Genomic DNA, 17,278 nt, shown 5'->3' with positions numbered 1-17,278 from the left:
TCCACGCTGGGCGTGGAATGTTGCGGATCAATGCGCCAGGGCCTTCAGCACATTTTCTGCCGTGGCCGGTGCAGCCAGCTGCACCACTGCGCCATCGTTCCGGGCCGTGGCAATAGCGTCCTTGAGGGCTTCGAAAACGCTGATGGCCAGCATGAAGGGCGGTTCACCCACGGCCTTGCTACCGAAGACGTTGTCCTCGAAGTTGGGCTGCTCCCACAGCGCTACCTTGAAGTGCGCCGGTATGTCGCCGGTGGCTGGGATCTTGTAGGTGCTGGGTGCGTGGGTGCTCAGATAGCCCTTGTCGTTCCACACCAACTGCTCGGTGGTCAGCCAACCCATGCCCTGTATAAAGCCGCCTTCGACTTGGCCAATATCGATGGCCGGGTTGATGCTGGTGCCGGCGTCGTACAGCACGTCCACCTTCAACACCTTGCTTTCGCCGGTCAGGGTGTCGATGGCCACCTCGGTGCAGGCAGCGCCGTAGGCAAAGTAGTAGAACGGGCGCCCGGTCAGTGTGGTCTTGTCGTAGTGGATCTTGGGTGTGCGGTAGAAGCCGTCACTCCACAACTGTATGCGGTTGGCATAGGCTTGCTGCACCACGCTGGCAAAGGGTCGGCTGCACACCGGGGTGCTGATTTCACCGCCTTTGAAACGCACAGCGCCTGGACCGCAGTTGTCCAGCCCGGCCACAAACTGCGCCAGGTTGTCGCGCACATTGCGGGCTGCGTACTGGGCGGCGCGGCCATTCAGATCGGTGCCGCTGGAGGCGGCCGTGGCCGATGCATTGGGGACCTTGCTGGTGTCGCTGGCGGTGGCCAGCACGCTTTCAAATGCAATGCCCAGCTCGTCGGCCACGATTTGCGCCACCTTGGTGTTCAGGCCCTGGCCCATCTCGGTGCCGCCGTGGTTTACCTGCACGCTGCCATCGGTGTAGACATGCACCAGTGCACCGGCCTGGTTGAACAGCGTGGCGGTGAACGAGATGCCGAACTTCACCGGCGTGATGCTGATGCCGCGCTTGATCACCGCGCTGCCAGCGTTCCAGGCGGCAATCGCGGCCCGGCGTTGCTGGTAGCTGGACGTTTGTTCTATCTGCTCCAGCATGGGGTGCAGGATGTTGTCCTCCACCTTCATCTGGTAGTGGGTCGTATCGCGTGTCGGGTTGGGCGTGTGCGCCGCGTCATAGAGGTTGTGGCGGCGCACGGCCAGCGGGTCCAGGTGGAGCTGGCGGGCGATCTCGCTGAGTATGCTTTCGATGACGATCACGCCCTGCGGTCCGCCAAAGCCGCGGAAGGCGGTATGGCTCTGGGTATGGGTTTTCAGGCGGTAGGAAGCGATGTCCACATCGGCCAGAAAGTAGGCGTTGTCCACGTGGAAGACGGCGCGGTCGGCCACCGGGCCGCTGAGGTCGGCACTGAAGCCGCAATTGGCCAGCATGGTCAGCTGTAGGCCGCAGATAAGACCTTGGTCGTCGTAACCCACGGTGTAGTCGTAGGCAAACGGGTGGCGCTTGCCAGTGACCATGAAGTCGTCGTCCCGGTCCAGGCGCAGCTTGATGGGGTGGCCCAGCTTCTGTGCAGCCACGGCGGCCCACACGGCCAGATGCCCGGCTTGGGTTTCCTTGCCACCAAAGCCGCCGCCCATGCGCCGGCATTCGACCCGCACAGCGTGGTTGGCAATGCCCAGCGCGTGGGCCACCCAATGCTGCACTTCGCCTGGGTGCTGGGTGCTGGAATGCACCAGCCATTGGCCTTGCTCCTGCGGCAGCACATAGGCTACCTGGCCCTCCAGGTAGAAGTGTTCCTGGCCACCTACTTCCAGCTGGCCGCTGAGGGTGTGGGGTGCCTGGGCCAGGGCTGCTGCGGCATCACCCCGGCGCACAAATACCGGCGGCAGCACATAGCTTTTGGCGGCGTGGGCTTGGCGCACATCCAGCAGGGCGGGCAGGGGGCTGATGTCGAGCTGGACGGCGCGTGCGGCGGCGCGTGCCTGCATGACCGAATCGGCGACCACCAGGCCGATTACCTGGCCGACGTGGTGCACCGTGTCGATGGCAAAAATGGCTTCGTCGTGTGCAAACGCGGCCAGTATGGGGTCGCCGGGGATATCTGGGGCCAGCACTACGCCCTGCACGCCGGGCATGGCTAGTGCAGCGGCCGTATCCACCTTGTGCAGCGTGCCGTGGGCCACGTTGGACAGGATGGGCGCGGCGTACAGCGTGCCGCGTACCTCGGGCAGGTCGTCCACGTAATGGGCGGCGCCAGCCACCTGGGCGCGGGCGCTTTCATGGGCCACGCTACGGCCCGCGGCGGCCGGGGTCAGAGAGAGTTTTTCGAGTTTTTCCGGGGCGTTCATACCAGGGCCTCCACGTCCAGGGTGGCCAGATTGATCTGGGTCTGGCCTTGGCTTTCCAGCCAGAAACGTTGCAGCAAATTGCCCAGCACCTCGCTGCGGTAGGCGGCCGAGGCGCGCATGTCGGAGATGGGCTGGAACTCGGCGCGCAGCACCGCGGCAGCGGCCTGCACCGTGGCCTGGTTCCAGGGCTGGCCGACCAGGGCGGCCTGGGTTTTCAGCGCGCGCACTGGGGTGGCGGCCACCCCGCCCGCGCCTATGGAGGCGGTGTGCACCAGGCCGTCTTTCAGCGTCAGTTGCAGCGCCAGGCAGACGGCGGAGATGTCGTCGTCGAAGCGTTTGGAAATCTTGTAGACCTGCATCAGCTCGCCTTGCGGGCGGGGCACGTCGATCCAGGCCAACACCTCGTCGGGCGCCATCACATTGCTGCGGTAGCCGGTGTACAGGTGCTCCAGCGGCAGGCTGCGCGTGCCCCGAAGGCTTGCCAGGCCCACGCTGGCGCCCAGGGCGATCAGCAGCGGCATGGAGTCGCCAATCGGTGAACCATTCGCCACATTGCCGCCCAGCGTGCCCGAGTTGCGTACCGGCAGGCCGGCGAAGCGGCTGGCAAAGCTGTGCAGTTGCGGTCGGTCGGCCACCAGCGCGCTGAAGGCGTCTTGCAGGGTGACTGCCGCGCCGATGCGGATGCCGTCGGCCTGTGGCTGGATCTGCCGCAACTCGGCCACCTGGGTGACGTCCAGCACGCTGTCGAAATGCTTGTGCATCTTGGTGACCCACAGGCCTACGTCGGTGCAGCCGGCCACGATCTGGGCCTGCGGGTTCGCTGCGCGTGCGGCAGTGAGCTCGGCCAGGGTGGTGGGCGATTTATAAGAAAAATCGGCCTGCAGCGCAGGTTTTGTCTGCGCAAGTAGCTCTAATTTTTGTAGCAAGGCGGATTCGTCTATATGAACCGGTGGCAGGCTGGCCATTTGCTGCGCGGCGTCCAGAATCGGCCGGTAGCCGGTGCAGCGGCACAGATTGCCCGAGAGTTCCTCTTGTGCCAACTGGCGGCTGATGCCCTGGCCGCGGCATACATGGTTCTGGTACATGCCAAACAGGCTCATTACAAAGCCGGGCGTGCAAAAACCGCACTGTGAACCGTGGCACTGCACCATGGCTTCCTGGGCTGGATGGAGGTCGCCATTGGCCTGGGCCAGGTCTTCCACCGTCCACAAGGCCATGCCGTCCACCGAGTGGGCCAGGCGTATGCAGCTGTTGATGGCGCGAAAGCGCAGGCTGCCATGTTCATGGCTATGGGGCTCAGCCAGCACCACGGTGCAGGCGCCGCAGTCGCCTTCGCCGCAGCCTTCCTTGGTGCCGATGGCGCCCAGGTCTTCGCGCAGCACCTGCAGCAGGGTGCGGTCGGGCGGCACGTTGTTCAGTGTCACGGTCTGGCCACGCCGGATGAAGCGCAGAGGGTGGGTTGTCATAAGGTGTGGAGTCCTAGCGGGGCTGAAACGATATAAGTCAAAGTCAATGGATGCAGCATACGGCAAGCCTAAAAACGTGAATACGTTCTAAGGAACACTAGGCGCGGTTGCGCTGCTTTTCAAATGCGTCGCCGCCATGTCTGTGCATTTCCTGTGCCGCAATCTCACCAGCCACAGCCGGATTGGCGTGTGAGAAGCCGGATGAATGGCACAAGAACCTGTTCATACTTACGCCCTGTGGCAGGCCGCATATTCAGAGCCTAGTCTGGACACGCCCCACAATACATACGCCAAGATATATGACCTGCATCCACGAGCACCTATGAGAGACCAGACGCTTTTCGACAAGATCGACCTCCATCTCATCAGGGTCCTCCATACCGTGCTCACCGAAAGCAGTGTTTCCCGTGCCGCCATCCGCCTGGGCATGACCCAGCCCGCGGTCAGTGCCGCCTTGAAGCGTCTGCGCGATCTGGCCGATGACCCCATTTTGGTGCGTTCCGGCTCTGGCATGGTGCCCACCGACGCCGGGTTGCGCATGCTCAACCCCAGCGTCAGCATCCTGCGGGCGGCCGAGGTGCTGTTCAGCGATGTGCGCGGATTCGAGCCCAAGACGGCCCAGAGCACCTTCCGCATTGCTGCCAGCGACTATTTGGACCCGCTATTTCTGCCCCAACTGGTGGCCCGTCTGAAGGCTGAGGCCCCACTGTGCACGGTGGAGATCCACAGTCTGTCGGGCCAGCTGGACTACCACGCCCACCTGGCGCAGGGTGAGCTGGACGTGGTGGTGGGCAATTGGAGTAGCCCGCCGGAAGACCTGCACATCGCCCGCCTGTTTGGCGACGAGGTGGTCAGCCTGGTCAGCTCCGACCACCCCGCCGTGCGCCGTGGCTGGGACCAGGCCACCTGGCTGGCAGCCGAGCACATTGCGCCCACGCCGGTGTATCCGGGGGCCAAGGGGGTGATAGACGAGCACCTGGACAGCCTGGGTTTGCGGCGCAGTATTAACGCGCGCTGTGCGCATTTCGGATTGATCCCGGCCATGGTGGCATCGAGCTTGCTGGTACTGACCACAGGACGCCAGTACTGCGAGCGCTATGTGGCGACGCTGCCGGTCAAGATATTGCCTTGCCCCATCGCTTTCCCGCGCATGATGTACTACCAGCTGTGGCATGCCCGCACCCACACCTCTGCCTCGGGCAAGTGGTTGCGTGCCTTGACCAAGTCGGTGGCTGCGTCGCTACGAAAAGCATAGCTGCTCGTGTACGATTACTCTGCGCTAGCGGCATTATTTTTATAAATCGAGATTCCCAAGGTATGGCCCCACCCAGACTGCAATTGACGAACATCACCAAGCGCTACCCGGCCGTGGTGGCCAATAGCGGCGTGTCGCTGGCGGTGCAGCCGGGCGAGGCCCATGCCGTGCTGGGCGAGAACGGCGCGGGCAAGTCCACGCTGATGAAGATCATCTACGGCTCGGTCAAGCCCGACGAAGGCACGGTGCTGTTCAACGGTCAGCCGGTGCACATCCGCAACCCGCAGGAAGCGCGGGCGCTAGGGATCAGCATGGTGTTCCAACACTTCAGTTTGTTCGACACCCTCACCGTGGCCGAGAACGTGTGGCTGGGCCTGGACAAAAGCCTGAGCCTGGCTGAAGTCACCCAGCGCATCACCGCCAAGGCCAGCGCCTACGGCCTGGATATCGACCCCAGCCGCCCGGTGCATACCCTGAGCGTGGGCGAGATGCAGCGGGTGGAAATCATCCGCTCGCTGCTCACCAACCCGCAATTGCTGATCCTGGACGAGCCCACCTCGGTGCTGACGCCGCAGGCGGTGGAGAAGCTGTTCGTGGTGCTCAAACAGCTGGTGTCCGAGGGCTGCAGCATTCTCTACATCAGCCACAAGCTGCATGAAATTCGTGAACTCTGCACCGCCTGCACCGTGCTGCGCGGCGGCAAGGTCACAGGCGTGTGCAACCCTACCGAGGAAAGCAATGCCTCGCTCAGCCGCCTGATGATTGGCGCCGAGCCACCCGCGTTGCAGCACCGCGATGTCAAGACCGGCCCCACCGTGCTGCGCGTGCGCGGCTTGCACTTGGCACGCGAAGACCAGTTTGGTGTGGACCTGGATGGCATCGACCTGGATGTGCGCGAGGGCGAGGTGGTCGGTATTGCTGGCGTCTCCGGTAACGGCCAGCGTGAGTTGCTATACGCCTTGTCGGGCGAAGACGTGCGGGCCCGGCCCGACATGGTGCAGGTGTTTGGCCGCGATGTAGGCCAGATGGGCCCCGGCCCGCGCCGTGCCATGGGCGTGCATTTCGTGCCCGAGGAACGGCTCGGCCGTGGCGCTGTGCCCACCATGGGCCTGGCGCACAACCTATTGCTGACGCGCATCGACGCGGTGGCCGGCAGCGGCTGGATCAAGCTGGGCGCGCTGCAGGCCCAGGCCCAGGCCATCATCGACCGCTTCAAGGTCAAGGCCGGAGGGCCGAATGCGGCTGCCAAGTCCCTGTCGGGCGGCAACCTGCAGAAGTTCATTGTGGGCCGCGAGATCGATGCCAATCCCAAGCTGTTGATCGTGTCCCAGCCCACCTGGGGGGTGGACGTGGGGGCTGCGGCGCAGATCCGCGGCGAGATTCTGGCGCTGCGCGATGCTGGTTGCGCGGTGCTGGTGGTCAGCGAAGAGCTGGACGAATTGTTTGAAATATGCGATCGCCTGCACGTGGTAGCCAAGGGGCGCTTGTCCCCGTCCATCCCGCGTGCGCAGGCCACCGTGGCCCAGATTGGAGAATGGATGAGTGGATTGTGGAATGCCCCGCCTGTGGTGGCTACGCCAGTGGCAGCAATGGCGGAGGTGGTCTATGTTCAAGCTTGAATCCCGCCCCCAGCCGTCCAAGTTCTGGGGCTACGGTTCGCCCATTCTGGCGCTGCTGATCACGGTGTTGATTGGCATTGCGCTGTTCGTTGTGCTGGGCAAAGACCCGGTCAAGGGCCTGCAGGTGTTCTTTTGGGAGCCCATCAAGACCCCGTATGCGCTGGGCGAGTTGATGGTCAAGGCCGTGCCCTTGCTGCTGATCGCGCTGGGCCTGGCCGTGTGCTTTCGCTCCAACGTTTGGAACATTGGGGCTGAGGGCCAGTACCTTCTGGGTGCCATCTTTGCCGGCGGCGTGGCGCTGATGGCCGATAAGGGCAGCAGCCCCTGGATCGTCGTGCCCATCTTGCTGGCCGGTGTGCTGGGCGGCATGGCCTGGGCTAGCGTCACGGCGGTGCTGCGCGACAAGTTCAATGCCAGCGAGATTCTGGTGAGCCTGATGCTGGTGTATGTGGCCGTGCTCATCCTGGGCTATATGGTGGACGGCCCCTGGAAGGACCCGATGGGGCATAACTTCCCGCAGTCCAAGAACTTCGAGGCCGTGACGCAGATCCCGCGCATCTGGAAGGGCTCTCGCGTCAGCATTGGGCTGTGGATGGCGCTGGCGGGCGTGGCGGTGCTGTGGGTGTTCCTGTTTCGCACACGCGCTGGTTTCGCACTGCAGGTGGGCGGGCTGGCGCCGGCCGCGGCGCGTTATGCCGGGTTTTCCTCGCGCAAGGCTTTGTGGACGGCGCTGCTGGTGTCGGGCGCCACGGCTGGCTTGGCCGGCGCACTGGAGGTGGCCGGGCCGCTGGGCCAGCTGACGCCTTATGTGCCGGCGGGCTACGGTTTCGCGGCCATCATCGTGGCCTATGTGGGGCGGCTGCACCCGGTGGGCATGGTGTTCTCTGCCGTGCTGATGAGCATGTTCTACATCGGCGGTGAGTTGGCGCAGTCGCGCCTGGGTCTGCCCAAGTCGCTGACCGGGGTGTTCCAGGGCTTGCTGCTGTTTACCTTGCTGGGCTGCGATACCTTGATCGCATACCGCGTACGTTTGGGGCTGACCCGGATCGCCCACATTGCTACCGGGGGAGCGAAGTAATGGAATCGTATTTCTTGCTATTTGGCGACATGCTCAACGCCGGCACCGTGCTGGCCTTGGCGGCCCTGGGGCTGCTGATCAACGAGCGTGCAGGCATCGTCAACCTGGGGGCCGAGGGCATGATGCTGTGCGCGGCCATTGCCGGTTTTGCCACGGTGGTGCATACCGGCAACGACTGGCTGGGCTTTGCGGCGGGCATGGGCGCGGGCGCACTGCTGGCGGCGGTGTTTGGCGTGCTGGTAATTTGGCTCAACACCAACCAGTACGCCACCGGCCTGGCCTTGAGCCTGTTCGGTTCCGGCTTTTCTGCATTCGTGGGCATCCAGTACGTGCAGGAAAAGCTGCCGGAGCGGGTGCAGTTCTCGGTGCCCTTGCTGGGCGACATTCCCTTGGTGGGGCCGGCGCTGTTCCGCCAGCATCCGCTGGTATATGTGACGATGGCGCTGACCCTGGGCTTGATCTGGTTCCTGTACCGCACGCGTTCCGGCCTCGTGCTGCGCTCGGTGGGTGAGTCGCCCGAGTCGGCCCACGCGCTGGGCTATTCCGTGCGCCGCATCCGCTTCATGGCCGTGGTGGCCGGTGGTGCCATGTGTGGCCTGGCGGGTGCTTTTGTCTCGCTGGTTTACACCCCGTTGTGGGTGGAGGGTATGGTCGCCGGGCGCGGCTGGATTGCCCTGGCGCTCACCACTTTTGCCACCTGGCGGCCAGCCCGCGTATTGCTGGGCGCCTACCTGTTTGGTGGCGTGACCATGCTGTCCTTCCATCTGCAGGGAACGGGGGTCAACGTGCCCAGCCAGTTCCTGAGCATGCTGCCCTATCTGGCTCCTATCGTGGTGCTGGCGCTGATCTCGCGCAACCCGGCGTGGATACGCATGAATATGCCCGCGTCGCTGGGGAAACCGTTTTTTCCCGGTTCATAATGTTTTGTTACTCTTTTTTCAACCCTGCCTGAAAGTGCTTTTGCCATGACTGACTTGAAGAAACGCTCCCTCATCCAACTCGCTGCCGCGTCCGCGGTGGCGGCAGCCCTGGCGGGTTGCGGCAAGAAGGAAGAGCCGGCACCTGCTGCCCCTGCGGCAGCCCCTGCTTCCGCGCCTGCGGCCGAGGCTGCACCCGCCAAGCCCGAGCCGCTGAAGGTGGCGTTTGCCTACCTGGGCCCCGTGGGCGATGGTGGCTGGACCTATGCACACGACCGTGGCCGCCTGGCGTTGGAAAAGGAACTGGGCGACAAGATCGTCACCAGCTACGTGGAAAACGTGCCCGAGTCCGCCGACGCCGAACGCGTGCTGCGCGACATGGCCGGTCAAGGCAACAAGCTGATCTTCGGCACCACCTTCGGCTACATGGAACCCATGCTGAAGGCCGCTGCCGACCTGAAGGATGTGAAGTTCGAGAACGCCACCAGCTACAAGACGGCTGACAACGTGCGTACCTACGACAGCCGTACCTACGAAGGCGCCTACATGGCCGGCATCATCGCGGGCAAGATGACCAAGACCAACGTGCTGGGCATCGTGGGCTCGGTGCCAATCCCTGAAGTGATCCGCAACATCAACAGCTTCACGCTGGGCGCGCAAAGCAGCAACCCCAAGATCAAGACCAAGGTGGTCTGGGTGAACGAATGGTTCAGCCCACCCAAGGAAACCGAAGCCGCCACCTCGCTGATCAACGGCGGCGCCGACATCCTGTTCCAGAACACCGATTCTTCCGCCGTGCTGAAGACCGCTGAAAGCAAGGGCAAGCGCGCCTTCGGCTGGGATTCCGACATGTCCGCCTATGGCCCCAAGGCCCATCTGGCATCCAGCATCATCAACTGGGGCCCGTACTACATCAAGGCCACCAAGGACGCTCTGGACGGCAAGTGGGCTACTGGCCAAGCTTGGTGGGGTGTGAAGGAAGGCGCGATTGATGTCGTGTCCATCGCCGATGACGTGCCAGCTGAAACCAAGGCCAAGATCGACGAAGTCAAGAAGGGCTTGGCCGACGGCAGCTTCGCCATCTGGAAGGGCCCCATCGTGGGCCAAGACGGCAAGGTGCTGGTCGCTAAGGACGCCGTGGCGGATGACGCCTTCCTGCAAGGCATCAACTTCTACGTGAAGGGTGTTGAGGGCAAGGTTCCAGGCGGGAAGTAAGTACACCCCCAGGCTTGCCCACTGCGTGTGGCCGCCAACCCCCTTGCAGGGGGCAACACCAGCAGACCGGCGGAGCCGGATCTGCGGTGTTTCTGGAAGGGGCCTCGCTGCGCTGGCCTGGAGAAGAGGGCGGTTGCTGCCCCTTTGAAAGCCGCTCTTCGGAGCGGCTTTTTTATTGCGGCACAGTCTTTGCTGAATGGCTTGAAGATGATTGAAAAAACGCTTTGGCATCCGGTGGCCGCCAGTGAGGCGGTGGCGCAGCAGCCGCTGGGGGCTACTTTGCTGGACCAGCCGTTGGTGCTGTGGCGCGACGCGGCGGGTGGGGTGCATGCCTGGGCGGATCAGTGCCCGCACCGGGGTGCGCGGTTTTCGCTGGGCCAGGTGCGTGATGACCGGCTGGAGTGCCCTTACCACGGCTGGCAGTTCGCGGCTATGGGGCAATGTGTGCGGGTGCCGGCGCTGCCGGGCTTTGTGCCGCCGGCCGGGCATACAGCCACTGTCTTTGCGGCTTGCGAACGCTATGGCTTGGTGTGGGTGCAGTTGCAGGCGCCTGCCTCACCGCAGGAGCTTGTACCGTTTGCTGCCGAGTCCGATGCGCGGCTGCGCAAGCTGCTGTGCGGCCCGTATGACGTGGCCACCAGTGCGCCGCGCCTAGTCGAGAATTTTCTGGACATGTCGCACTTCGCCTTTGTGCACGAGGGCTGGCTGGGCACGCGCGAGGCATCGTCCATCGACGACTACCGGGTGGACAGCACAGCGCAGGGCCTGTGGGCCACGCAGTGCAAGGCCTGGCAGCCCCAATCCAGCTTGCAGGCCACCGGGCCGGCCCAAGTGGAGTACAGCTATGCGGTCGAAGCGCCCTATACGGCGGTACTCACCAAGCTGCCTGACCCGGCGCAAGTGGCGTTGCAAGACTACCGCGAGGCCATCGCCTTGTTCATCTGCCCGCAGGGGCCCGAGCGCAGCCGGGTCTGGTTTAGACTGGCTTCCAATGACTGGACCAGCACCATCGATGCCATGCGGGCCTTTCAGCACACCATCTTTACGCAAGACCAGCCCGTGCTGGAATCGCAGGCGCCTAAGCGCCTGCCGCTGGACCTGCGCGCCGAGCTGCACACGGCGGCGGACAAAGCTTCCTCCGCCTACCGCCGCTATTTGAAAAACCTGGGCATTACTTTTGGAGTCTGTTGATGCACACCTTTACCGTTCCCCCCATCGCCGCAGACCGTCTGCCCGCGCTCTTGCGCGCCATGCCCAAGGCCGAGCTGCATATGCACATCGAGGGCTCGCTGGAGCCTGAGCTGATCTTCGCCCTGGCGCAGCGCAACCAGGTGGCCATTCCCTACGCCAGCGTGGAGGAGCTGCGCCGTGCCTACGCCTTTACCAATCTGCAGAGCTTTCTGGACATCTACTACGCAGGCGCCAGCGTGCTGCTGACCGAGCAGGACTTCTACGACATGGCGCATGCCTATCTGGCCCGCGCTGCCGCCGATAACGTGGTGCACACTGAGATGTTTTTCGACCCCCAGACGCATACCGCGCGCGGCGTGCCCATCGAGGTGGTGATCAACGGCCTGCATCGCGCCTGCCAGGACGCGCACAAGCAGTGGGGGCTGAGCGCGGTGCTGATACTGTGCTTTCTGCGCCACCTCAGCGAGGCAGACGCGTTCGAGGTGCTGGAGCAGGCACTGCCGTACCAGGACAAATTCGTCGGCGTGGGCCTGGACTCCAGCGAGCTGGGCCACCCGCCCGAGAAGTTCGCCCAGGTCTTCGCCAAGTGCCGCAGCCTGGGCCTGCGCCTGGTGGCCCACGCGGGCGAGGAGGGGCCGCCTGCCTATATCTGGAGCGCGCTGGATGTCCTCAAGGTCGAGCGCATCGACCACGGCGTGCAGTCCTTCCAGGATGCCCTGCTGATGCAGCGCCTGGCCAAGGACCGCATCCCGCTGACGGTGTGCCCGCTGTCCAACCAGAAGCTGTGCGTGTTCCCCAACCTGGCCGACCACAACCTGGGCCGCCTGCTCGATGCCGGCCTGGTGGCCACGGTGAACTCAGACGACCCGGCCTACTTTGGTGGCTACATCAATGAGAACTTCACCCAGACCTTCGCCGCCACCGGCCTGGGCGCTCAGCAGGCCTACCAGCTAGCGGCCAATAGCTTCGAGGCGAGCTTCATCGACGCCAGCCATAAGAAAACCCTGACCGATCGCCTGCAAGCCTGCTTCACCAGCTTTTAGGCTGGTTGGAAAATTTATAGAAAATAGGCTGCTGGCGCAGATAGCACCTGCGCCAGCAGCTATTTTTTCTATAGTGAAATGATGGGCTGGGTTTCACATTCCTTTACATATTCGGCGCTGTTCTTTGTCACCGTTGCTGGCTAGCATGCCTAGCTTCGTAGACAACAAACCAGCCAGGAATGCCATGACGGACCCACGAGACTCCACCGAAGACTCTGCAAGCACCAGCCCAGCACCCGAACTCAAGCGCCGCCACTTCCTGGGCGGCATGGCCACGGCCGGCGTGGGTGCCACGCTCACCGCCTGCGCGACCGACGGCATGCGTGGCTCTGGTGCCATGGAGAGCAGCGCGCTGGATAGCGCCTTGCAGAAAAACGTCAAAACCGTGGTTGTGATCTACGCTGAAAACCGCAGCTTCAACAACCTGTTTGCCAACTTCCCCGGTCTGGAAAAGCCTTTGTCGGCCCTGAAGCCCGCCGACTTCGCCCAGCGTGACCGCGACGGCAAGCTGCTGGGCAAGCTGCCGCAGACCTGGGGCGGCGTGGTGCAAGTCGGCACGCAGGTGGTCGAAGGTGTGACCTACGAGGCCGGCACGCAGTACCAGACCGACTTGCCCAATGCCCCGTATGCGCTCAAAGGTCCGCAGGGCGAGGCGTTGCCGCTGGGCCTGGTCACGCGCGACCTGATCCATGCTTTCTTTCACAACCAGATGCAGATCAACGGCGGCAAGAACGACGGCTTTGTGGCCTGGGGCGACGCGGGTGGCATCACCATGGGCTACTACGCCGACACCCGTTACAACCTGCGCCTGTGGGACATCGCGCAGGAATTCGTGCTGTGCGACAACTTCTTCCAGGGCGCATTCGGCGGCTCTTTCCTGAACCACCAGTACCTGGTCACGGGCACCGTGCCCTTCTACCCGGACGTGATGAACTCGCCTGCCCGTACCCAGGTGGCCAAGTTGCAAAGCAGCGACCCGACCGACTACCGGCTGCAGCCGACCGAGAACAGCCCGGCCAGCGCCATGGATGGCCCGCCAAAGTTCGACCCCAATGCACTCACGCCCGATGGCTACGCCGTCAACACCATGGCGCCACCGTACTGGCCTACCTGGTCGCGCGACAGCGCCCGGCCCGACTACGCCGAGCCCAACCAGCCCAGCGTGCTGGTGCCGCAGGTGCATCAGCATATCGGTGACAAGCTGGACAAGAAGGGCGTGGATTGGGCCTGGTACGCCGGCGCCTGGCAGGCCACGCTTGATCAGTTCAAGGACTCCAAGGGCATCCCCAAGATCCCCAACTTCCAGTACCACCACCAGCCCTTCAACTACTTCAAGAACCTCGGCCCCGAGAACCCCACGGCCCGCACCAAGCACCTGCGCGACGGCGGCCTGGGTGACGAGACGCGCACCAACAAGTTCTTTGCCGACATCGAAGCCGGCAAGCTGCCCCCGGTGACTTTCTACAAACCCCAGGGCAATCTGAACATGCACGCCGGCTATGCGGACGTGGCCAGCGGCGACCGCCACATCGCCCACGCCATCAAGCTGCTGCGCGCCAGCCCGCAGTGGGAGAACATGGTGGTCGTCGTCACCGTGGACGAAAACGGCGGCTGGTGGGACCACGTGGCGCCGCCCAAGGGCGACCGCTGGGGCCCGGGTACGCGCCTGCCGGCGATGGTGATTTCGCCTTTCGCCCGCAAGGGTACGGTGGACCACACCATTTACGACACCGGCTCCATCCTGCGCCTGATCACCCGCGTGTTCGGCCTGGAGAAGCTGGACGGGCTGAAGGAGCGCGATGACGCCATGGTCGCGCGCGGCCAGCAGCCCATGGGCGACATGACCAACGCCCTGCAATTCAAATCTTGATGAAATAGGCCGCTAGCGCAGGTACTACCTGCGCTAGCAGCTACTAAAACTGTAGTAAACGCCGGGGCGGCGTTCAGCTGCCTTCGAACAGGCCGCCCACGTTCAGGATGTCGTAGGCAATCTCGGGGTGCAGTTCCAGGCTGCGCTTGATGGCTGCCGGTATGGCCTGGCGCGTCTTGCGGCACAGGCCGGGCTGCTCGTGCACCAGGATCACGATGCCGCGCAGCGTGCGGACCTCGTTCGGGCTGCTGCTGATGCTCAGGCGTATGCCGACCTGTTGCTCCATCCGCTCTTCCATGCGCCGCAGGTCGCCCAGGCTGCTCAGGTTTTCCAGGCGCTGCACCAGGCGCTTTTCGTCCTCGCGCGTCAGGCGCAGCACGCGCAGGTCGCCGTCGGGGTTTTGCAGCAGCGCGTCGCGCCCGCAGTTGCAGGCGCCGGGCGGGCATTCGGTGCGGATGGGGAAGACGGGGTGCACAACAGCCATGGTCAGCCGGATAGGAACAGGGTTCAGTGCCCGGCGTGCTGCAGGAACAGCTTGCCGACGCCCTGGAATTCCGCATTGCCAGACTGCTGCAGCAGGGCGCCGGTCTTCTCCAGGTAGGCCTTGGTGGCGGTGAGCGGCACTTTGGCCAGCCACTCCAGGGCCTCGGCCAGGCGGCCGCGCTCGGCCAGCATGCTGGCGTAGTTGAACTGCCCGCGAAAGTCGCCGCCCTGCGCGCCTTCCTGGTAGCAGAAGAAGGCGGCGTCCCGGTCCTGCTCCACCACCAGGCCGTCCTCGTAATAGCGGCCGATCTTGGTCATGGACTTGGCATGGCCCTGGTCGGCGGCCTGGCGGTACAGCTGCAGCGCGGCGGCGTGGTCTTGCGGCACGCTGTGGCCGGCGGCCAGCTGGTTGGCCAGGTTGTACAGGCCGGCGTCCAGGCCGCGACTGGCGGCTTTTTTGTACCAGGCGACAGCGCCAAACAGGTCGGGCGCCGTGCCCCAGCCGTTTTCCAGGCAGCGGCCGGCCATGTTCATACCGATCGGGTGGCCCTGGGCTGCTGCCTTCAGAAACCAGTCCAGGGCCTGCTCCGCGTCTTTGTCCAGGCCGCGGCCCTCCAGCAGCCACTGGCCCAGCACCGACTGCGCGTCGGCATGGCCGAGCTCGGCGGCGGTGCGCACCCAGGGCAGGGCCTGGTCGGGCGGACTGGCCAGAATGGCCTGCCATTGGTCGGCGGGGAGGGTGTTCAGGTCTTCCAGGCGGGTCGGTAGCGCATGGATAGAAGTCGATATCGGCATGTTGGAATACATCAAATGGCCTGAATTATGCGTAAGCTTGTCAGATATGAAAGCTTACCGCGCCGCTATTCTCCGTTTTGCCGACGACCAAACCGCCCTGTACGAGGAGGACGGCCTGCTGGTCGTCGGCCCCAATGCCCTGGGCACCTGGGTGGTGCAGGCCGTGGGCCCCTACCGTACGCTGGGGCCCAAATACCCGGGATTGACCGTGGAACACCTGCCTGGGCGCATCCTGGCGCCGGGTTTTGTGGACATGCACATCCACTATCCGCAGACTGACATCATCGGCGCCCCAGCCGACGGCTTGCTGCCCTGGCTGGAGAACTACACTTTTCCTGCAGAAAAACGCTTTTCCTCGCCCGCCTATGCTGCGGAAGTAGCTGCGTTTTTCATAGCAGAACTGCTACGCAATGGGGTGACGACCGCGCTGGCATTCGCCACCTCGCACCCCAGCTCGGTGGATGCCCTGTTCACCGAGGCGCAAAGCCACCGCATGCGCCTGATGACCGGCAAGGTGCTGCAAGACCGCAATTCACCCGACGGCGTGCGCGACGAAACCGAACAAAGCCTGATCGACACCGAAGACCTGCTGCAGCGTTGGCACGGCGTGGACCGCCTGGGCTATGCCATCACGCCGCGCTTTGCGCCCACCAGCTCGCCGGAGCAGCTGCGCGGAGCGGGCGAGTTGGCTGCGCGCTACCCGGATGTATGGGTGCAGTCGCATGTGGCCGAGAACCTGGGCGAGATCGCCTGGGTCAAGGAGCTGTTCCCGGATGCGCGCAGCTACCTGGAGGTGTACCAGGACTTCGGCCTGCTGCGCCCGCGTGCCGTGTACGCGCACTGCATTCACTTTGACGCCATCGACCGCGCGCTGATGCGCGACAGCGGCACCGTGGCCGCCGTCAGCCCGACCAGCAACCTGTTCCTGGGCAGTGGCTTTTTCGACTACGCCGAGGCGGACCGCGCGGGCTTCCGCTACGGCCTGGCCAGCGATGTGGGCGGCGGCACCAGCTTCAGCCCCTTCCACACCATGCGAGCTGCCTATTACGTGGGGAGAGAGGGGCAGACCAAGGCCGGCCTGTCCCTGGGTCCGCAGCAGCTGTGGTGGCAGCACACGGCGGGCGCCGCCGCCGCGCTGGGCCTGGGCGGGGTTGTGGGTAATCTGGCGGTGGGCTGCGAGGCCGACTTCCTGGTGCTGAACCCGCAGGCCACGCCGCTGCTGGCACGCAAGACCTCGCGGGCGCACAGCCTGGACGAGCTGCTGTTTGGCTGCATTATTCTGGGCGACGACCGTCTGGTGGAGCGCACGGTGATTTCGCAGGCGCTGTAGATTGCTTATGTCGATATAGCTATTAAGTTGATAGCATTCAAGGATGCCGCACGCTACAATCGCCGTTCACCGAAAGACATCTTTATGACAATCAAAAGCGACAAATGGATTCGCCGCATGGCCGAGCAACACGGCATGATCGAACCCTTTGAGCCCGGCCAGATCCGCGAGCGAGATGGCAACAAAATCATCAGCTACGGCACCAGCAGCTACGGCTACGACATCCGCTGTGCGCCCGAGTTCAAGGTCTTCACCAATATCCACAGCACCGTGGTGGACCCGAAGAACTTCGACGAAAAAAGCTTTGTCGATTTCTCTGGCGATAGCTGCATCATCCCGCCCAATAGCTTTGCACTGGCCCGCACGGTCGAGTACTTCCGCATTCCGCGCAATGTGCTGACCATCTGCCTGGGTAAATCCACCTACGCGCGCTGCGGCATCATCGTTAACGTGACCCCTTTCGAACCCGAGTGGGAAGGCTATGTGACGCTGGAATTCAGCAACACCACGCCGCTGCCCGCCAAGATTTACGCGGGTGAAGGCTGTGCCCAGGTGCTGTTCTTTGAAAGCGACGAAGTCTGCGAAGTCAGCTACAAAGACCGTGGCGGCAAATACCAAGGCCAGGTGGGAGTGACCCTGCCCCGGGCCTGATTTTTGCTGG

Annotated in this window: 14 protein-coding genes; 10 read left to right on the top strand and 4 right to left on the bottom strand. The window is 63.9% G+C overall.

The genetic code is table 11. The features are described from left to right. Positions 1-27 precede the first annotated feature (27 nt). Complete coding sequence (gene xdhB, locus AC07VY_RS10350; protein ID WP_495097355.1) at positions 28-2,355, bottom strand: xanthine dehydrogenase molybdopterin binding subunit; 2,328 nt, start codon at positions 2,353-2,355, stop codon at positions 28-30. Beyond that, positions 2,352-3,821 (bottom strand): xanthine dehydrogenase small subunit, encoded by a 1,470-nt coding sequence (gene xdhA, locus AC07VY_RS10345; protein WP_495097354.1) that lies wholly within the window; start codon positions 3,819-3,821, stop codon positions 2,352-2,354. The genes xdhB and xdhA overlap by 4 nt, the downstream gene beginning before the upstream one ends. Positions 3,822-4,143: 322 nt before the next feature. Between xdhA and AC07VY_RS10340 the strand changes: the two genes are divergently transcribed. The 8 genes from AC07VY_RS10340 to AC07VY_RS10305 all read left to right on the top strand — a co-directional run bounded on the left by AC07VY_RS10340 (position 4,144) and on the right by AC07VY_RS10305 (position 14,009). After that, positions 4,144-5,076, top strand: coding sequence for a LysR family transcriptional regulator (locus AC07VY_RS10340; protein WP_495097353.1), 933 nt, complete (start codon positions 4,144-4,146; stop codon positions 5,074-5,076). 62 nt (positions 5,077-5,138) lie between these two features. Beyond that, on the top strand, positions 5,139-6,695 hold the full coding sequence (locus AC07VY_RS10335) for an ABC transporter ATP-binding protein (protein WP_495097352.1): 1,557 nt from the start codon (positions 5,139-5,141) through the stop codon (positions 6,693-6,695). Further along, the gene (locus tag AC07VY_RS10330) at positions 6,682-7,773 is read left to right on the top strand and encodes an ABC transporter permease (protein ID WP_495097351.1); all 1,092 of its coding nucleotides are present in this window, start codon (positions 6,682-6,684) and stop codon (positions 7,771-7,773) included. The genes AC07VY_RS10335 and AC07VY_RS10330 overlap by 14 nt, the downstream gene beginning before the upstream one ends. Beyond that, the gene (locus AC07VY_RS10325) at positions 7,773-8,693 is read left to right on the top strand and encodes an ABC transporter permease (protein ID WP_495097350.1); all 921 of its coding nucleotides are present in this window, start codon (positions 7,773-7,775) and stop codon (positions 8,691-8,693) included. Before AC07VY_RS10330 ends, AC07VY_RS10325 begins: the two co-directional genes overlap by 1 nt. A gap of 45 nt (positions 8,694-8,738) precedes the next feature. Then, positions 8,739-9,905 (top strand): BMP family ABC transporter substrate-binding protein, encoded by a 1,167-nt coding sequence (locus AC07VY_RS10320; RefSeq protein ID WP_495097349.1) that lies wholly within the window; start codon positions 8,739-8,741, stop codon positions 9,903-9,905. 207 nt (positions 9,906-10,112) lie between these two features. After that, positions 10,113-11,096 carry an aromatic ring-hydroxylating dioxygenase subunit alpha gene (locus tag AC07VY_RS10315; protein WP_495097348.1) on the top strand — a complete coding sequence of 328 codons (984 nt, stop codon included), beginning with the start codon at positions 10,113-10,115 and terminating at the stop codon, positions 11,094-11,096. Beyond that, positions 11,096-12,139 carry an adenosine deaminase gene (locus AC07VY_RS10310; protein WP_495097347.1) on the top strand — a complete coding sequence of 348 codons (1,044 nt, stop codon included), beginning with the start codon at positions 11,096-11,098 and terminating at the stop codon, positions 12,137-12,139. The genes AC07VY_RS10315 and AC07VY_RS10310 overlap by 1 nt, the downstream gene beginning before the upstream one ends. Positions 12,140-12,323: 184 nt before the next feature. Further along, on the top strand, positions 12,324-14,009 hold the full coding sequence (locus AC07VY_RS10305; RefSeq protein ID WP_495097346.1) for an acid phosphatase: 1,686 nt from the start codon (positions 12,324-12,326) through the stop codon (positions 14,007-14,009). A 73-nt stretch (positions 14,010-14,082) separates the two neighbouring features. On the opposite strand, the gene AC07VY_RS10300 is transcribed toward AC07VY_RS10305, so the two are convergent. Continuing rightward, positions 14,083-14,493, bottom strand: a complete 411-nt coding sequence (locus tag AC07VY_RS10300; RefSeq protein WP_495097345.1) for a hypothetical protein — start codon at positions 14,491-14,493, stop codon at positions 14,083-14,085. Positions 14,494-14,516: 23 nt separating this feature from the next. Continuing rightward, positions 14,517-15,299, bottom strand: a complete 783-nt coding sequence (locus tag AC07VY_RS10295; RefSeq protein WP_495097344.1) for a tetratricopeptide repeat protein — start codon at positions 15,297-15,299, stop codon at positions 14,517-14,519. Between the two features lie 34 nt (positions 15,300-15,333). Between AC07VY_RS10295 and guaD the strand changes: the two genes are divergently transcribed. Next, on the top strand, positions 15,334-16,617 hold the full coding sequence (guaD, locus tag AC07VY_RS10290; protein WP_495097343.1) for a guanine deaminase: 1,284 nt from the start codon (positions 15,334-15,336) through the stop codon (positions 16,615-16,617). An 84-nt stretch (positions 16,618-16,701) separates the two neighbouring features. Next, positions 16,702-17,268: a dCTP deaminase gene (gene dcd, locus AC07VY_RS10285; protein WP_495097342.1), complete on the top strand. Its 567-nt coding sequence runs from the start codon at positions 16,702-16,704 to the stop codon at positions 17,266-17,268. Positions 17,269-17,278: the final 10 nt, after the last annotated feature.

Source organism: Rhodoferax sp. GW821-FHT02C08, assembly GCF_059421805.1.
Note: the sequence above shows the minus strand (reverse complement) of the source record. Positions and strands in the feature narration are given on the sequence as shown.

What these genes read in the sequence shown, in the direction of transcription:
- AC07VY_RS10295 (WP_495097344.1), bottom strand. Translation starts at nt 15,299, where the DNA reads ATGTATTCCAACATGCCGATATCGACTTCTATCCATGCGCTACCGACC.
- AC07VY_RS10315 (WP_495097348.1), top strand. Translation starts at nt 10,113, where the DNA reads ATGATTGAAAAAACGCTTTGGCATCCGGTGGCCGCCAGTGAGGCGGTG.
- dcd (WP_495097342.1), top strand. Translation starts at nt 16,702, where the DNA reads ATGACAATCAAAAGCGACAAATGGATTCGCCGCATGGCCGAGCAACAC.
- AC07VY_RS10325 (WP_495097350.1), top strand. Translation starts at nt 7,773, where the DNA reads ATGGAATCGTATTTCTTGCTATTTGGCGACATGCTCAACGCCGGCACC.
- xdhB (WP_495097355.1), bottom strand. Translation starts at nt 2,355, where the DNA reads ATGAACGCCCCGGAAAAACTCGAAAAACTCTCTCTGACCCCGGCCGCC.
- AC07VY_RS10305 (WP_495097346.1), top strand. Translation starts at nt 12,324, where the DNA reads ATGACGGACCCACGAGACTCCACCGAAGACTCTGCAAGCACCAGCCCA.
- AC07VY_RS10300 (WP_495097345.1), bottom strand. Translation starts at nt 14,493, where the DNA reads ATGGCTGTTGTGCACCCCGTCTTCCCCATCCGCACCGAATGCCCGCCC.
- xdhA (WP_495097354.1), bottom strand. Translation starts at nt 3,821, where the DNA reads ATGACAACCCACCCTCTGCGCTTCATCCGGCGTGGCCAGACCGTGACA.
- AC07VY_RS10320 (WP_495097349.1), top strand. Translation starts at nt 8,739, where the DNA reads ATGACTGACTTGAAGAAACGCTCCCTCATCCAACTCGCTGCCGCGTCC.
- AC07VY_RS10310 (WP_495097347.1), top strand. Translation starts at nt 11,096, where the DNA reads ATGCACACCTTTACCGTTCCCCCCATCGCCGCAGACCGTCTGCCCGCG.
- AC07VY_RS10335 (WP_495097352.1), top strand. Translation starts at nt 5,139, where the DNA reads ATGGCCCCACCCAGACTGCAATTGACGAACATCACCAAGCGCTACCCG.
- AC07VY_RS10330 (WP_495097351.1), top strand. Translation starts at nt 6,682, where the DNA reads ATGTTCAAGCTTGAATCCCGCCCCCAGCCGTCCAAGTTCTGGGGCTAC.
- guaD (WP_495097343.1), top strand. Translation starts at nt 15,334, where the DNA reads ATGAAAGCTTACCGCGCCGCTATTCTCCGTTTTGCCGACGACCAAACC.
- AC07VY_RS10340 (WP_495097353.1), top strand. Translation starts at nt 4,144, where the DNA reads ATGAGAGACCAGACGCTTTTCGACAAGATCGACCTCCATCTCATCAGG.